Annotated in this window: 16 protein-coding genes; 8 read left to right on the forward strand and 8 right to left on the reverse strand. The window is 54.1% G+C overall.

Annotated features, from left to right (window positions below):
* Positions 1-45 precede the first annotated feature (45 nt).
* From EUZ85_RS05605 to EUZ85_RS05620, 4 genes are all read left to right on the forward strand, one after another.
* Entirely contained in the window at positions 46-438 is a 393-nt protein-coding gene (locus EUZ85_RS05605) for a gamma-glutamylcyclotransferase family protein (protein WP_127968323.1), read from the forward strand.
* A 126-nt stretch (positions 439-564) separates the two neighbouring features.
* Complete coding sequence (locus tag EUZ85_RS05610; RefSeq protein ID WP_127968324.1) at positions 565-1,392, forward strand: DUF2059 domain-containing protein; 828 nt, start codon at positions 565-567, stop codon at positions 1,390-1,392.
* 424 nt (positions 1,393-1,816) lie between these two features.
* Positions 1,817-3,184 carry a sodium:proton antiporter NhaD gene (nhaD, locus tag EUZ85_RS05615; RefSeq protein WP_127968325.1) on the forward strand — a complete coding sequence of 456 codons (1,368 nt, stop codon included), beginning with the start codon at positions 1,817-1,819 and terminating at the stop codon, positions 3,182-3,184.
* Between the two features lie 101 nt (positions 3,185-3,285).
* Entirely contained in the window at positions 3,286-4,173 is an 888-nt protein-coding gene (locus EUZ85_RS05620) for an alpha/beta fold hydrolase (RefSeq protein WP_127968326.1), read from the forward strand.
* A gap of 45 nt (positions 4,174-4,218) precedes the next feature.
* Here EUZ85_RS05620 and EUZ85_RS05625 read toward each other — a convergent pair whose 3' ends face one another.
* The 6 genes from EUZ85_RS05625 to EUZ85_RS05650 all read right to left on the reverse strand — a co-directional run bounded on the left by EUZ85_RS05625 (position 4,219) and on the right by EUZ85_RS05650 (position 9,742).
* A complete protein-coding gene (locus tag EUZ85_RS05625; RefSeq protein WP_127968327.1) occupies positions 4,219-4,581 on the reverse strand; it encodes a histidine triad nucleotide-binding protein in 363 nt (120 codons plus the stop codon).
* A gap of 53 nt (positions 4,582-4,634) precedes the next feature.
* Entirely contained in the window at positions 4,635-5,918 is a 1,284-nt protein-coding gene (locus EUZ85_RS05630) for an FAD-dependent monooxygenase (protein ID WP_127968328.1), read from the reverse strand.
* 102 nt (positions 5,919-6,020) lie between these two features.
* Positions 6,021-6,818 carry an ABC transporter substrate-binding protein gene (locus EUZ85_RS05635; RefSeq protein ID WP_164887190.1) on the reverse strand — a complete coding sequence of 266 codons (798 nt, stop codon included), beginning with the start codon at positions 6,816-6,818 and terminating at the stop codon, positions 6,021-6,023.
* Positions 6,819-6,858: 40 nt separating this feature from the next.
* Positions 6,859-7,386 carry an aminoacyl-tRNA deacylase gene (locus EUZ85_RS05640; RefSeq protein WP_127968330.1) on the reverse strand — a complete coding sequence of 176 codons (528 nt, stop codon included), beginning with the start codon at positions 7,384-7,386 and terminating at the stop codon, positions 6,859-6,861.
* Between the two features lie 171 nt (positions 7,387-7,557).
* Positions 7,558-8,844 carry an OmpA family protein gene (locus EUZ85_RS05645; RefSeq protein ID WP_127968331.1) on the reverse strand — a complete coding sequence of 429 codons (1,287 nt, stop codon included), beginning with the start codon at positions 8,842-8,844 and terminating at the stop codon, positions 7,558-7,560.
* A gap of 79 nt (positions 8,845-8,923) precedes the next feature.
* Complete coding sequence (locus tag EUZ85_RS05650) at positions 8,924-9,742, reverse strand: mechanosensitive ion channel family protein (protein WP_127968332.1); 819 nt, start codon at positions 9,740-9,742, stop codon at positions 8,924-8,926.
* 363 nt (positions 9,743-10,105) lie between these two features.
* Between EUZ85_RS05650 and EUZ85_RS05655 the strand changes: the two genes are divergently transcribed.
* Positions 10,106-10,834 carry a methyltransferase gene (locus tag EUZ85_RS05655; RefSeq protein WP_129498718.1) on the forward strand — a complete coding sequence of 243 codons (729 nt, stop codon included), beginning with the start codon at positions 10,106-10,108 and terminating at the stop codon, positions 10,832-10,834.
* A gap of 419 nt (positions 10,835-11,253) precedes the next feature.
* On the opposite strand, the gene EUZ85_RS05660 is transcribed toward EUZ85_RS05655, so the two are convergent.
* A complete protein-coding gene (locus EUZ85_RS05660) occupies positions 11,254-11,652 on the reverse strand; it encodes a VanZ family protein (RefSeq protein ID WP_164887191.1) in 399 nt (132 codons plus the stop codon).
* A 27-nt stretch (positions 11,653-11,679) separates the two neighbouring features.
* On the opposite strand from EUZ85_RS05660, the gene EUZ85_RS05665 reads away from it, so the two are divergent.
* The 3 genes from EUZ85_RS05665 to EUZ85_RS05675 all read left to right on the forward strand — a co-directional run bounded on the left by EUZ85_RS05665 (position 11,680) and on the right by EUZ85_RS05675 (position 14,316).
* Entirely contained in the window at positions 11,680-12,495 is an 816-nt protein-coding gene (locus tag EUZ85_RS05665) for a DUF2971 domain-containing protein (protein WP_127968335.1), read from the forward strand.
* A 53-nt stretch (positions 12,496-12,548) separates the two neighbouring features.
* Positions 12,549-13,322, forward strand: a complete 774-nt coding sequence (cysZ, locus tag EUZ85_RS05670) for a sulfate transporter CysZ (RefSeq protein ID WP_127968336.1) — start codon at positions 12,549-12,551, stop codon at positions 13,320-13,322.
* A 115-nt stretch (positions 13,323-13,437) separates the two neighbouring features.
* Positions 13,438-14,316 (forward strand): response regulator, encoded by an 879-nt coding sequence (locus tag EUZ85_RS05675; protein WP_127968337.1) that lies wholly within the window; start codon positions 13,438-13,440, stop codon positions 14,314-14,316.
* Between the two features lie 6 nt (positions 14,317-14,322).
* Here EUZ85_RS05675 and phoR read toward each other — a convergent pair whose 3' ends face one another.
* Positions 14,323-15,651, reverse strand: coding sequence for a phosphate regulon sensor histidine kinase PhoR (gene phoR, locus EUZ85_RS05680; protein WP_127968338.1), 1,329 nt, complete (start codon positions 15,649-15,651; stop codon positions 14,323-14,325).
* Positions 15,652-15,704 lie beyond the last annotated feature (53 nt).

Below are 15,704 nucleotides of genomic sequence, written 5' to 3' on the forward strand. Positions count from 1 at the left end.
GCGTTTAGCGCCGCGGTTTCAACCACTGTTATCAGGATTTGTGCATTGTCTACGCCGCTTTTTTGTTATGGCACGCTGCGTCATCCACATGTGATGCAACGGCTGTTAGGATGGGCGCCGGAAGCCTCCGCCGCCAGATTGCCGGGATATCGATGTCTACAGGTTGTCGGGAAGGCCTATCCTGGCCTCTGGCGCGATCGTAGCGCTATTTGTCCCGGTTACCTCTACCATGGCCTGACTCAACATGACATCGCCCGCCTTGACCATTATGAAGGCGATGATTACGTGCGACGTTACGCCACCGTCAGGACGCCGGGAGGCGGCCGCCTTACCGCCTGGATTTACCTTTATCGCCGGCCTGAGAAACTGACCACCCGTATCTGGCGTTACGAAACTTTTCTAAGAGACAGTCTGGTTAACTATCTTAGTGAATTGTAGGTTTTTGTAATATAAGCCGGTTTTCCAAAGCGCTGAAAATTTAGACAACTATACTGCAAGAAAGGCGAACGGATTCATGCCGCTCGCCACGTCTTCCTGTTGTCGTTGTTTTTGGGATGCTCTCATATGAAGTTGTTCCGCGCTATTTTCTGTCTGCTGTCCGCTCTTCTGCTTTCCGCGCCTGTTTTCGCCGTCAAATCGGACGCTTCGTTGTCCGCAAATTTGCTGGCTCAGACCGGAGTGGATGAATTGCTGTCGCGCTATCCGGATATGATTAAAACCGGGATTCGCGCCAACATCCGCCGCACTGGCGCGTCGGAAGATCTGATGGATCTGTTTGAAAGGGTAGTAGATGGCGCTTATCAGGCGGACAGCCTGCAAAGTCAGGTGGAGAGACGCCTGGAGCAACAGTTGTCGCCAGCGGAAATGCGCCATGTCTTGCAGTGGTATCGCTCGCCCATCGGCCAGAAAATCGTGGCGGCTGAACTCAACGCCATGAGTTCTGAGGAGTATGCCGAGGCGCAAAAAAGAATGGAGCGCCTGAGTGAGGAAAACAAAGGCGGTGAGCGGGAGCATCTGTTTTCCGCCTATGATCGCGCCACCCTGGCGACGGATTCCATGCTGGATAATACCGTCACTATCCAATTGGCCATGGCCGCGGCAATCACTTCGGTGGTGAAAGGTCCTGAGTTGCCTTCGTACCATGATCTCAAAAGAGTCATTGAAGAGCGTCGCTTTTCCATGCGTGGCATGGTGGGGCAGCAGGTTTATCTGAATTATCTGTATACCTATCGGGATGTGCCCCTTGCAGACATGAAGGACTACATTGCATTTGCGCGCACAGACGCGGGAGCGCGTTTTGTGGAAGCGTTAAAGACGGCATTGTTTGATGTATTGCAAGAGCGCTCAGAGGTGCTGGGCGAACGGCTGAATCAATTGGCTGGGGCGCAGTAACCGCCTGGGCTCTTTGCATGGCGAATGGCGTTGTGAAAGATAAGTTGCCCGCGGGTCGGGAGGAGGGAGAGATGACCCGCGGGCGACCACCCTGTCGAAACCGGATGGAGCGCCGGATGGCGTTGCAACATCACCGGACCCCTTGAGCTCAGTCCTGCCGCTAATCCGCCAGCGCTGTGCGGAACTGTAACCAATTCCCTTCGCACCAGGGTTGACGCATATCAACAACCTCTGCGTTTTATTCAGATTATCCTTAAGGCTATCAATACCTAAGAGACTTAAGCGTAATTGCGCAAAGTGATCCCAGCCCATAGAATCTCAACGTTTTTCATTATGTTCTGCGTCTGCAGGCGATGGTTTGTAGTAAATCGTTGACAGGGGCGCTCAATAAAAATAACCGAGAACTAAAGTACGGATTAGCTGAATGAAAAAACTGCAACTTCTGCTGGGCGGTCTGCTGTGCGCGGCCGGTCCTGTTTACGCCTCTGAAGGCGGCATGCTTGTTCTAGACGCCACCGATTCACCCAAGGCGATACTCGCCGTCATCCTTTTTATCGTCGCTTATATCGCCGTCATGGCGGAAGAAGTGTTGCATTTAAGGAAATCCAAGCCGGTCATATTCGCCGCTGGATTGATCTGGGTATTGGTGGCCAGCGTCGCCCAGGACATGGGGCGCAGCAATGACGATATCCACGACGCCGTCGCCCACAACCTGCTGGAATACGGCGCTTTATTTCTATTTCTTTTGGTGGCGATGACTTTCATCAATGCGATGGAGGAACGCCATGTCTTTGAGTCCTTGCGCTCGTATCTGGTTCACAAAGGCATGAGTTATCGTAAGTTGTTCTGGGTCACCGGATGGCTGGCGTTTTTCATTTCGCCAGTGGCGGATAATCTGACCACAGCATTGCTGATGGGCGCGGTGATCATGGCGGTGGGAGGCAAAGACGCCAAGTTCGTCTCTCTGTCGATGATTAATGTGGTGGTGGGCGCTAACGCCGGCGGGGCGTTCAGTCCTTTTGGGGACATTACGACCTTGATGGTGTGGGCGTCCAAGAAAGTGCAGTTTGAAGAGTTTTTTGAGCTGTTCATTCCCTCCGTGCTGAACTTTGTAACCCCAGCGCTCATCATGAACTTCTTCCTGCCCAATGGCGTTCCGACGGGACATGGGGGACTGGTTCCCATCAAGCGTGGGGGCTTGCGCATCTGTATTTTGTTCTTGTTGACCATTGCGACGGCGGTCTGTTTTGAGCGCTTTTTCCACTTACCGCCGTTTCTCGGCATGATGACCGGTATGTCCGTACTGATGTTCTTCGCGTATTTTCTGCGTAAAACCGGAACCGTCGAAGACGACATTCAATTTGATATCTTCCGCAGGGTGGCGCGTGCGGAGTGGGACACGCTGCTGTTCTTCTTCGGCGTGATTTTCTGCGTGGGCGGTCTGGCGACGCTGGGCTTCCTGCAGATGATGTCTCATGGCATGTATGACAACTGGGGGCCTACGATCGCCAATATCGTGGCGGGAACCATCTCGGCGGTCGTGGATAATATTCCGGTGATGTTTGCGATCATATCGATGGAGCCGGATATGGACGTAAACCAGTGGCTATTGATCACGCTCACCGCTGGCGTTGGCGGCAGCCTGCTGTCCATTGGGTCGGCAGCCGGGGTGGCGTTAATGGGGCAGTCGAAAGGCAGCTACACTTTCCTGTCGCACCTGAAATGGTCCTGGGCCATTTTTATCGGCTACGGCGTATCTATCGCCGCGCATTTGGCGATCAACGGAACCTGAATCGGCGTTTATGCCGGACCCGGTTGAAGTGAAACCGGGTCTTCACCTTTCTTGCTCGCCGATATTAGCATGGAACACATTGACGCCTGAGAGCCTTCGCCATGTCCCCTGAAACCTTACCTGTCATTAGCCAGGACCAAGTGCATTCCACGCTGTCGCTCTATCGCACGGAGGATGCGTTGGCGCCAGTGGTTGTCTGCATGCCCGCCATGGGCGTGCGCGCCCGCTTTTATGCGCCCTTGGCGGAGGCGTTAGCCGCACGCGGCGTTCACTGCGTGACGGCGGATCTGCGCGGACATGGCAGTAGCTCCGTGCGCGCCTCCCGACGCACGAACTTCGGCTATTACGAGATGATCCAATACGACTGGCCAGCCGTGCTGGACTGCGTGAGGCTGCATCTGCCGGACTCTCCGATCTGGCTGCTCGGCCACAGTCTGGGTGGACAATTGAGCTCTCTTTACATGGCGGAGCAGCCGGGATCTGTCGCGGGACTGATTTTGCTGGCTTCCTGCAATGTCTACTACAAAGGGTACGCCAAACCTTTGCGAACGCTCGCCGGCACGCAGTTGTTACGTGGCATCAGCGAGATCTGGGGATATATGCCGGGAGACCGTATCGGTTTCGCGGGGCGGGAGGCGCGCCGCCTGATTCGCGATTGGGCGCGGAACGCCCGCACCGGAGACTACTACCCGGAGCGCAGTCCGATAAATTATGAGCGTCTGCTGTGGACGGTCACCAAGCCTGTGCTGGCGATATCCTTCGAGTCGGATGAGTTGGCTCCGGCTGAAGCAGTGGCGAATCTGTATCGCAAAATGCCTTCTGCGGAAGTAACGCACTGGCGTCTGACGGACGCTGATTTCGGCGGCGCCAGTGTGGGACACTTCAATTGGATTAAGTATTCAGAGAGCCTGGCGCAACGTGTGGGGGACTGGCTGGAGCACAGCGCTCTGCAATCTGAGTCGCCTTTGGCTGTTTCGGAGGGGAGTTGAAAGGGTAAGTTCGCCTTACCCTGTCTATCGTCTAAAAAGGCAAGTCTAGACTTTGAGCTTGTCCGTATAGGGCGGCCAGCCCAGAGGTTTCCCCGCCAGAACGTGAAGGTGGATATGGAAAACCGTTTGTCCTGCGTTTTCGTTGCAGTTCATCACCACACGATAGCCGTCGTCAGCGAACCCTTTTTCTTGGGCGATTTTAGCTGCGGCGATATACAAGTGGCCCACTAACTCACGATCCTCTTCTTCAATATCGTTGATGGTGGCGATGGGCTTTTTGGGAATGACCAGGAAATGCACTGGCGCCTGAGGGTTGATGTCGTTGAACGCCAGACAGAACTCATCCTCATAGATAATGTCGGCGGGGATTTCCCGTTTGATGATTTTGCTGAAAATTGTTTCAGACATGGTCTTGCATCCTTTGGCTGCGTTTACGGTGTGGTTATGTTTTGCTGCGACAGTCAGCGCGTCAGCGGACGTTCCGTCTGCGCGCCATTCAGTCCCATGGCGTAGGCGATGACTTTGCGTTTCGCCGGTCCTAACAGGCCAGCAAGCCCGAGTCCCAGGTTGCGCGCCAACTTCACCGGGGCGAGGTTGTTGCTGAAGGCGTAATAAAAACCATCCATCAACGTCATCATTTTTAGGTTCTCTCCTCGGCGCAGTCGCTCATATTGACGCAGGGTTTGCAGACCGCCTATGTCCAGCCCTTGCTCTGCGGCTTGTTGAAGCACCTCCGCCAGGGCTGCGGCGTCCTGAAACCCAAGGTTAACTCCCTGTCCCGCGAGGGGATTAATTGTATGCGCGGCGTCGCCCGCCAGCGCGACGCCCTGGGCCACATAATGTTGAGCGTGTCGTTTCACAAGTGGGAATGAGCCTTTGCCGAGCACTTGGAGCAATTCCGGCAACTGACGGGGAAACTCTTTGCGCAGGGCGCGGATAAATTCGTCCTGAGAGAGTTGTTGTAACGCCTTTAGCTTGGCGGGCTGGTCGTACCAGACCAATGAGGCGTAGGCGACGCCGTCGATGGCGCACAAGGGTAGGAACGCCAGTGGTCCATGGGGCCGGAATGCCTGCCAGGTGATATTTTGAGGCTCGCCGGCGATGGCGACGCTAACCACCAGCGCATGCTGCTCATAGGCGTCGCTGAGCAACCCGAGCTGCGCCTGCTCCCGAACCAGGGAGGAGCCGCCATCGGCGCCAATGATCAAGCGTCCGCGGAGTCGTGTTTTATCATCCAATATGACTTCGGGAGACGAAGCGCGAAAGTTGATGGCGTGAATGCGCCGACCGCTGATCAAGGTTGTGTTATCCGCCTGCTCAACCACGCGCAGCAGCGCCAACTGAATGACCCGGTTCTCAACAATATGACCAAGATGAGAGTGGCCAATCTGGCGAGAGTCGAACTCTGTTTTGTTGACCACTGACGACAACCGCTCGCCTAAAGGATTGCCCAGTTTTTCCCACACCGCCAGACGTTGGTAAGGATGGGCGCGCATACTCAGTGCGTGCTCCCATGCTCCAATCCGGGTGAGAAACTGCTCGCTGGCGAAGTTAATTGCGGATACGCGCAGGTCCGGCGTTTCGTCTGGGTTGAAGGAGGCCGGCAGTTCTCTCTCTATCACCGCCGTTTTTAACGCCGTGTTCTTTAATGCTGCGGCGATGGCTGCGCCGACCATGCCTCCGCCGACGATAATGATGTCATAATCGGGAGCGTCGCTGAGCTGGGAAGAAGCCTTGTCTGTCATAGTAATATCAATACGTTCCGGACGGCGGCTGGATAAGCCGGGAGCCTAATGATAGAGGAAGAGGGAAGGGGACTGCAAAGCTTCGGCGCAGGCGCCCGGGCCTTATTCGTCCGCCATGGAAGGCGGCGTGCGGGTAAGGATATCCAGAGGGCTCTCCGCTATGCCGTAGCGCCGATATATGGTCGCCACCCAACCGCTTTGCAGAAGCTCGGCCAGGGCTGCGTTGAAGTCGGCGGCGATGGCTTCTGCGTTGTCCAGGTTACGACGCACCCCCATGTGCAGAGGGCGGTACACCAGGGGGAGAGGCAATATCTTCAGGTGCTTGCTAAGCCTGTCATCATGATTGATGAGGTTTTGCAGAATCCTGACATCCTCCACGGTCAGGTCCAGACGCCCGACAGCGGTCATATTGAGGGCGCTTTCCGTTGTGTTGACGGTAATTTTGTTCAGCGATGTTGAGAAATCGAACGGACTCCAAAAGCGGGCGCCTTGGCGCACGCCGATGCGGGCGTTGGTGAGATCGCTGAGACGCGCGGGTTTGAATGTGCTCTCTGTCGGCGCCGCGAAGCCGATGACGTTGACATAATAGGGGGAAGAAAAGAGGAAGACTTCTTCTCTTTCCAGTGTCCACCAGAGGCCTATCATGACATCGACTTCTTTGAATTCCGCTGCGCGCAACAGCCGAGGCCACGGCAAAATCTTGATCTGTACTGGGTAGCCGGCTTTATTGAAGGCGGACTCCACGATTTCCGTGGCCAGACCGCGGTGAGGCTGGGCTTCATCCAGGTAAGGCGGCCAGGGCGGGCCGCCCAGGATCAGCGTGGGCTTCTCCGCGTTGGCGAAGCCTGCGTGCAGCCATAACGCCGCCAGCACAAGCGACAGATATTTGTATATCGGCAACGCTGCCGGTCTATGCTGGCGAATATTGACTGCTCCGGGGTCAGGCGTGCCTGTGGGCGCGTTTACGGCCTTGCCGCACCCGCTGTAGAGGCGGGCTATTGGGCTGAACGAACCCTTCATTCATGATTAGCGGCCGCGCCAAATCCACATACGCGCTCATAGACATACGCAGAATTTCGCTGTGAGTGCCTGCGCTGAAGGCGATCTCTTCGTTATTGCGCAGGTGCTCGTCCATATAGACGGACATGCCGTACAGATTGCCGAAAGGGGGGATTGCGCCGACTTCACATTCCGCAAAATGATCTTTGAAGTCCTCCTCGTCCGCCAACTCGATGAAATCCGTACCCATCGCGCGCATGAAGCGGTCCCAACGAATACGCGATGTAGCGGGCATAACCGCCATCGCGAACTTGCCATCCATCATAACAATCACGGTTTTTGCGAGCATCTTCCCGCAGATATGCGCGGATTGAGCGATCTCCTGAGCGGTATAAGCCGGAGAGTGCTGTATCGACACATATCGGACTTGATGTCCATCGAGGAAGTTCTTCAAAGATTGTACAGGCATAAGCCACCTCCAGCCTGGATAAGAAACATTCGCTCTTATTAATTAAGATAGCCTATTAAGTTGTGATTGCAGCAAACAGAGGGGCTGAAAGTTGGGAACTGGGTAACGGATGGGGAAAATAAAAAGGGGAACCCGAGTTCCCCTTGCTTGGACTATCCGGCGAATGAGCCGTTATTGATTGGTTTTAACGGTCGCTTCCACAACAGCGACAACGCGACGGTTGGCGCTACGGCCTTCTGCGGTGTTGTTATCGCCAATCGGACGGGCTTCGCCGTAACCGACGCTGGAGATTCTCTCGCCCGCGATGCCGAAACGCTCAACGACCATCTGGCGCACAGCGCTGGCGCGTTTCTCAGACAGCTTCTGGTTGTAGGCGTCTTGACCGCGATCGTCAGTGTGTCCTTCAACGACAGCTTTCGTGTCTGGATACTGGCGCATGAATTCAGCCAGTTTCTCTACTTCCGCCACGAACTCATCTGGAATGGCCGCTGAGTTGGTGGGGAAAGTGACGTTCAGTGTAATGGTGACCGTTTCACTCAGCTGAATACGGCAGCCGCGGTTGTCCACTTTCGCGCCATAGGGCGTGTCAGGGCAGGCGTCCAGACCGTCGGTGATGCCGTCACGGTCGGTGTCCAGAGGGCAGCCTCTGCTGTCCACTTTCGCCGCTGCCGGAGAGTTCGGGCACTGGTCTTTTTCGTTTGGTACGCCGTCTGCGTCATCGTCGCCGACAACAGGACAGCCCGTAGCGTCAACGCGCGCGCCGGCCTTGGTGTTGGGGCACTGGTCTTTGTCATCGGTCACGCCGTCGCCGTCCGCATCGCCGATCACCTCGCATCCGCGAACGTCGACTTTAGCGCCGTAAGGCGTGCCAGGGCAGGCGTCTTCATCATCATATACGCCGTCTCTGTCGCTATCCTTAGGAGCAGGCGCGGCGGAGGCGAACATGTAAGTGAAGCCCAGGTTCAGCATGGCGTCTTTGGTTTCGTCTTCATCGCCATATACGCCGCGGGCGTCAAAGCGCACGTCCATCGAATCGCTGATGGCGTGCTTGATGCCTGCGCCCAGATTGTATTGAGTTTCCTCATCTTTGCCGCCGCCATCATATTTGAAGGCGTAGTTGCCGACGCCGCCGACTAGATATGGACGCCAAGCTTCGCCTGGGCTGAAGTGATATAGGGCGTCTAGACGATAAAAGATGCCATTGAGATAGCCCGTGTTGTGTTTTCTTTCGAGATCCGCGCCACCAAAGAGAACCTCTGCAGAGATTGCTGGCGTGAAATTGTAGCCCAAGCCTGCAGCAAGGTTCGGATCGTCTTCAATTTGACGCTCATGGTCGAAGAATGTGTAGCCGAGCAGGCCGGTGAAGTAAGCGCCTTTCTCACGCCCGTCGGCGAACGCCGGTTGCGCGGAAGCGATGGCGCTCATCAGTAAAATAGATGGGAGTAGTTTTGCTTTCATTGCCACCTCTTAGTGTAGTCTTTTCCCTGGCCAGACCGGCCCGGGAGAACTTTCCAAAATAAAACAGGGATTAAGGGATTTATTGAGTTTCTTGATAAATGTGGACATCCCTTTGCGGGAAAGGAATTGTCACGCCTTCTTCGTCGAAGCGTTTCTTCACATTCTCATGCATGTCGAAATACAGCGGCCAATAATCGGCAGTAACGACCCAGGGGCGCACAGCGATATTGACGGAGCTGTCCGCCAGCGCCAGCACGGCGATGACGGGAGCGGGGTCTTTCAACACACGTGAATCGGCTTCAAGCATTGACTTAATTATATTTTTTGCCTTGTCGATGTCGTCGTCATAGCTGATGCCGAAAACCATGTCCACTCGTCTGGTTGCTTCCGCTGCAATGTTGATCAAGGGGTTATTGGCCAGGTTGGAGTTGGGAATAATGACCCGGCGATTGTCCGGGGTCATCAAAATCGTCGTGAAGATCTGGATTTCCCTGACCGTACCGATATAGCCAGCTCCATCTATCACATCGCCAACCTTAAAAGGCTTGAACACCAGGATCATAATGCCGCTGGCGAAGTTCGACAGGTTGCCCTGTAGCGCCAGGCCTATAGCCAAGCCGGCGGCGCCTAAAACAGCGATAAAGGAAGTCGTTTCAATACCCACCATTTGCGCCACGCTGACGAGCAACATCGCCTTGAGGGCAACTGATGCAAGGCTGTGAACAAACTTGGTGAGTGTTGGATCAAACTTTTTCTGCAGGCGATCGTCGGTGAATTTGAGCGCCTTGTTGATCAGCCACATACCTACCACGAGTGTAATGATGGCTAGCAGCAATTGTGGCGCGTACTCCATCACCAGCTCGACAGCTTTATCTAAATACTGATCTAGGTTCTCCATTGAAGACTCCTTAGCGGTTTTAGTTCTTATGCGTCAGCGCTCGCCACCTGGGACAGGTGAGGTTGGTTTTTGCAGTGCAAAAGATGACGGCGAACGTGCGGACATCGAAGCCAGACAGCGCTAGTCTAGCAGAAGCCGGCGCTCTGCCAAGCGCTTTTACACGCAGAATCGTGGGCTTAGCCGCGCAATAGGTGCATTTCCGTAGGTGTGACGAAATATTGACGCAAATTTCAAGCAAGAGATGACGGAAGGTTTTCATAACCAGATTTCCGCGATTTGGCGCTATTTGTGACATAATGGCCGCTATTTTCTGGAATTTTCGTCTTATTCGATAATCTACGTTCAGTAGCGGATTAACTTCTCATGTCGGACTTATTGCTGCCTTTGCTGCAACGCACTTTGCCTCGCGGCGCTCTTCGAGTGGGCGCGCCGCCGCTTATTCCTGAAATCCATCTTTATTTATTCGACCCTGTGGTAATGGAAGGACCGCTCTCCCATGAGGAGGCGCAGGCTGTCGTCGCTGAACCGGCTTACTGGAGTTTTTGCTGGGCCAGTGGGCAGGTGTTGGCGCGATATATTCTCGATCACCCTGAGCTGGTGGCGGGCAAAACGGTGTGGGACATCGGAGCGGGTTCCGGCGTGGTGGCGATTGCCGCAGCGCTGGCGGGAGCCTCGGCCGTCCTGGCCTGTGACCTGGATTCGGCTGCGCAAGTGGCGGCGGCGGAGAATGCTGCGTTGAATGGGGTGCAAGTGAGGGTGTGTGAGACGCTGCCGTCTGCCAACAAGCCTGATGTGATCACGGCGGCGGATATTCTCTACGACCGAGACAACCTGCAATGGTTGCCGGAATGGCGGGATAGAGCGTCTAAAGTGCTGTTAGCGGATTCGCGGGTGCGTAATCTGGTTGCGCCTGGATATGAGCTGAAAAAGGCCGCATCTGGCAGAACGTTTCCTGATCTCAATGAGTTAGAAGAGTTTAATGAAGTGAGAATCTACGAGAGCGGACGCCATATCCCAGGCGAAAAAAAGGCGACTAATCAGGTCGCCTCATTTGGAATAGGTTTTGGATTCCCATCCGCCGTTCCTTGGTAAAGCGCCATCCTATGCGCCAGCTTTATCCTGTTTTATTCCTGGATTAACTCCAAAAATTCCCTCAAGCATCATTCCTTATCCTTGCTTCCCTTCGCTTCCTGCGAAGAAACCATCCTGGCTGGATTCCATTTCCTTGTCTGCCTTGACGGTTGTAAATATACCTCGGGCCGAATGGCCTTTTTGTGACAATCTTCAAGAGCGGGTACGCCGCTTAACTCAGTCTGTTTTAGAAAGGTTATATAAAACAACGTGTTACGAAATGTCTCAGCAAGTAAATCCGTAATGATTACAGTAACTTCCGCTAATTTCCTACGGCTTTGTGAGATATCTCGCACAACATGTTGGGCTGATTTCTTACTACTAATACATTAGTGCATTTTCTGTAGAAGCCTGCTCGCCAGGGAAACTCGACGGTGGCTTCAGTAGGATGCTTTGGGCGGACGCGCGGACACTACCAGCCAGTTCGCCAGGGACACGCCAATCGCAATGCCGATAGTATTGGCCACAATATCTCCAAGACTGCCGTCCCGATAGGGAATAAAGCTTTGCAGGCCTTCAATGAGCAGGCCATAGCAAGTCATGGCGATAAAAACATGAAGGACCCGGCTATTGCGGTGACTCCACATGGCCATGCCACTCATTACGGCGAAAGAAAACGCATGCCGTATTTTATCGTTCACAGTCCCCAGTGGCGTGTACTCGTTGGGAGTGAGCGCAATGACCAGGCCCACCACCATCAGTACGTAGAAGGCGACACGGGCGGACCAATGCCCTCCAAGAACGATCAAGCTTTTATATAATTGAGACAAACTAAACATGGGAAAGCGCTTCCTGGGCATCAAAACATGAAATTATATCTGTACGCCGACAAGCTGAGCATTACCATCTTGAGAGAAGGCAAATTGCCTTTCCGTGGGCTGGACGGCTTGCACGATCCTTTTCTGAGTCCAGAACTCCCTTTGGCGGCCGCTCCAGTCAGGGATATCACTCAAGCGGAGTTCGTGGCGGAAGTAAAGCGGCAATATGACGCGCTTCCCGAGGAGCTGAGCAGTCTGGTCACCTTCGAGTATTACCTGCAGCAGGCCAAGCATAAACGCAAGGAAATAGAAGCCATTTTATTGCAGGGAGTCGCAAATGAGCCTTTGTTTCTCAACCCTCGTTTTATGCTGTCACTGGGGGTGCTTGGTCTGTTCGAAACTGTTGAAAGCCTTGTGCTGTGGCGGTGTCAGGGGGATCGCCATCGTGGCGTCGCACTGGAGATAGATCCTGATAAGGCGGGACTAATGGACGGGCGCTATCAAGACAGTCCGCAAACGTTCAAAAAAGTCGAATATTGTGACGAGAGACCACAAACTGGGGCATTCGGCTTCAGCCCTTTGTTTCAGTGCTCCACTGAGTTTTCTGGAGAGGGTGAGTGGCGCTTGTTGCGCCCGTTGGATACGGGACAGAAACAAATACTATGGGATGGTGAGGCATTGTCCCTTTGTAAGTTTCCCTCCAACGCCATATCTGCGATCATGTTCGGCTGCGCTGTGGACCCTGAGCTAAGAGATGCGTTGACGCATCTGCTACAGGTGGATATGCGCTACCGTCAATTGCGTACATTTCAAATGAAAATGAGCGCGTCCCGGTTTCGCCTTAGCGCGGAACCTTTAAACTGAGTTAAACGGCGGCTATCACAATTTTTTTGTATGAGGCAGAAAGGAAAAAGAGCGTGAAATTATTCGCTAAAGGTTTTAACGACCTGCTGGAAGGGTTTCGCCTGATTCAGCATCCCAAGCTGCGGGTCTTTGTCATTATCCCTTTGATTATCAATATATTGGTATTTGTAGGCTTCATCTGGGGCATGAGCGCTTACTTTTCCGGCTGGGTGGACGCCATGGTCAGCTGGCTACCAGACTGGCTATCTTTCTTGCGCTGGTTGGTATGGCTGGTTTTCGCCATTCTGGTGGGCATTCTGGTGTTTTACACCTTTGTGTTTGTCGCCACACTGGTTGGCGCTCCCTTCTATGGTTTGCTGGCGGAACAGACGCAGAAGTTGTTGACTGGAAAAGAGGTGGATGAAGATACCCCCTGGAAACAAGTGATTATGAATATTCCCGCCAGTGTCTGGCGTGAGATCAAGAAGTTCCTTTATTATCTTCCGCGTGCGCTGGGGTTATTTTTGCTTAGCTTCATCCCTGTGGTGAACTTGGTGTCGCCATTGCTTTGGGCGGTGTTCTCTTCATGGATCATGGCGCTTGAGTTTGTGGACTACCCTGCGGATAACAACAAGCGCAAGATTGATGACGTGATTCGTTTCATGCGCGAGCGCCGCAGTCGGACGCTGGGCTTCGGCCTGGGCGTTTGGGGCAGCACTTTGATTCCTATCGTGAATTTGGTGTCCATGCAGGCGGCGGTCGCCGGCGGCGTTAAATTCTGGCTGGAAGAGCACGGTCAGTTACCTAAAGCGAACCCCGCTTCTGGCGCCGGCGTAGCTGTGAGGTGATCCTGCTGTGGCGGCGTGATAGCTACGCCGCCGCTTAAGTACTGAATAAAGTGGGAATTTTGTCAGACAGTGCTAGCCTTATAGTTATGTGATTAACGGAAAGTGTAGCTCTGACATGGCTTTAAAGGTGTTGGTGGTTGATGATGCGAGTTTCGTCCGTGATATGGTCAAGCGGGCGATGCGAACCTATTTTCCTCAGGTGACGGTGGAAGAAGCCATCAACGGGAAGAAAGCGCAGATCCTGATGAATAAGACGCACTATGATCTCATCCTGTGCGACTGGGAAATGCCGGAAATGTCGGGGCTGGAGTTATTGCAGTGGGCGCGTGGACAAGACGCCTACAAGAAGACGCCTTTCGTTATGGTGACCAGCCGGGGGGATAGGGGCCATGTGGTAGAGGCGGTGCAAAGCGGCGTTTCCGATTATCTGGGCAAACCCTTCAGTCCTGAAATGCTGGCGCAGAAAGTCAACAAGCAATTGGCCGCCAAGCTTAAACGCGCTGCTGGTGAAAAGTCCTCTTCGGCCCGTCCGGGCTCCGATTCCGCTTCTGTATTGATGCAGGCGTCTGACAGCGCCAAGCAGGCTTCGACTCCAGCCGTGACGCCGGGCCCGTTTGCAGATAGTGCAGCCCTGCTGACTGGTGGTTCTACATCTCCTAAAAAACCAGCGCCGGACCCAACGTCAGGTAAGAAAGCGCTGGCGCAGATTCGATTTGCTGAGTTCAACCTGCCCTGTGTGATCAAGGCCATTACTTTGACTGAAGTGAAAGTGATCGCCAAACGGGGGCAGAAGTTTCCGATGATTCTTGATCCCGCCGTGGTGGATATAGAGGTCGACGATGGTGAAACTCTGGAACGGATTAACGGCTACGTGCACATGCTGCAGGCAGTGGAGAAGCGGGTGGACACGGACTTTATCAGCATCGTTATTCGGTTTGTGGATGAAGACCCGGATAAGATGGCGTCGCTGTCCAAGTTTATCGCCAAATTCTAACTCTGGTTAATCACTGACATTCTCGGCTTCCGCTAACGCCTCCGCAGAAGCCATGCGAGTGCGCGGGAAGTGGCAGGTGAAGGTGCTGCCTTCGCCGATGTGGCTGGTGATTTCCAGCTCGCCGTCATGATTGATCAGGACATGCTTGACGATTGCCAGTCCCAACCCTGTGCCGCCGGTATCTGCAGCCCGTGAAGGGTCAGCTCGGTAAAAACGTTCCGTCAGTCTGGGAATGTGCAGGGGATCAATGCCGATGCCACTGTCCCTGACGGCGAAATGCACGCCTTTCTTATCCTCGAACCAGCGCACCCGAATCTCGCCATTGGGAGGCGTGTATTTCACTGCATTCATAACGATATTGGAAAAAGCGCTGTGTAATTGCGTTTCGTTGCCGGTAAGCCCGGCGCTGCTCTCCAGACTCAGCTCTATGCGGTGGCCTTTTTCCTGGCTCAGGGCGCGGGCGTCGTCGCAGATAGCGCGCAGCATGCTATCCACATCCACCAACGTAGCTTTGAAGTTGGAGCCGTCATTCTCTATGCGGGAAAGCAGCAGTAAGTCATTGACCAGTGCTTCCATACGCTGCGCTTGTTGCTGCATCTGGTTCAAGGCGCGATTCCAGCGAGGAGGCAGTTCATCGGCGTTGTCGATGAGGGTCTCCAGATAGCCGGATATGACCGTCAATGGCGTGCGCAACTCATGGGATACGTTAGAAACGAAGTCCCGTCGCATCTCTTCCAGACGGTATAGCCGCGTCACATCCTGCACCAGTAGCAGGCGATCGTCTTCTCCGAACAGTGTGATATGAAACTGTAACTTCAAGTTGGGATTATTGGGGGCGTTGAGGATCAACGGCTCCTGGTATTTCTTGGAGGTGAAGTAGCGCTTGAAAATAGGCGTGCGGATCAGGTTGTAAATCAGCTGGCCCCGGTCGGTCGGATATTTGAAGCCCAGCAGCTTCTCCGCGGATTGGTTCCACCAGTCCATAGCGCCTTCGCTGTTGGTCATGACGACAGCGTCTTTAAGGGCGTTGGTGGATTCCTGGATGCGGTCGATCATGGCTTGCAGTCGATCGCGGGAACGATAGTGCTGAACCTGGAGACGATGAATGCCGTCGAATAGATCTCCCCATAATCCGCGGCTCTCGGGAGGGTCTTCCATTTTCGCCTGGTACAGCCAGCGGTGCATGCGAAACGCCTGGGTGAGCGTCCACCCCAGGTAGGCGGTGAGACCGAACACCAGCGCCCAGGCTACTGAACCGATAATAAGGCCGACAATGATGCAGCCCAGCAAACTGTAAACCAGTAGCCGTACATAATGACGCCAGTGATTGCGCATGCGTTTTATGAATACTTCTTTTGGAATTATTTATTTTTTAAGACGGATCGCGG

It is taken from the genome of Hahella sp. KA22, from assembly GCF_004135205.1.
Lineage (GTDB): Bacteria > Pseudomonadota > Gammaproteobacteria > Pseudomonadales > Oleiphilaceae > Hahella.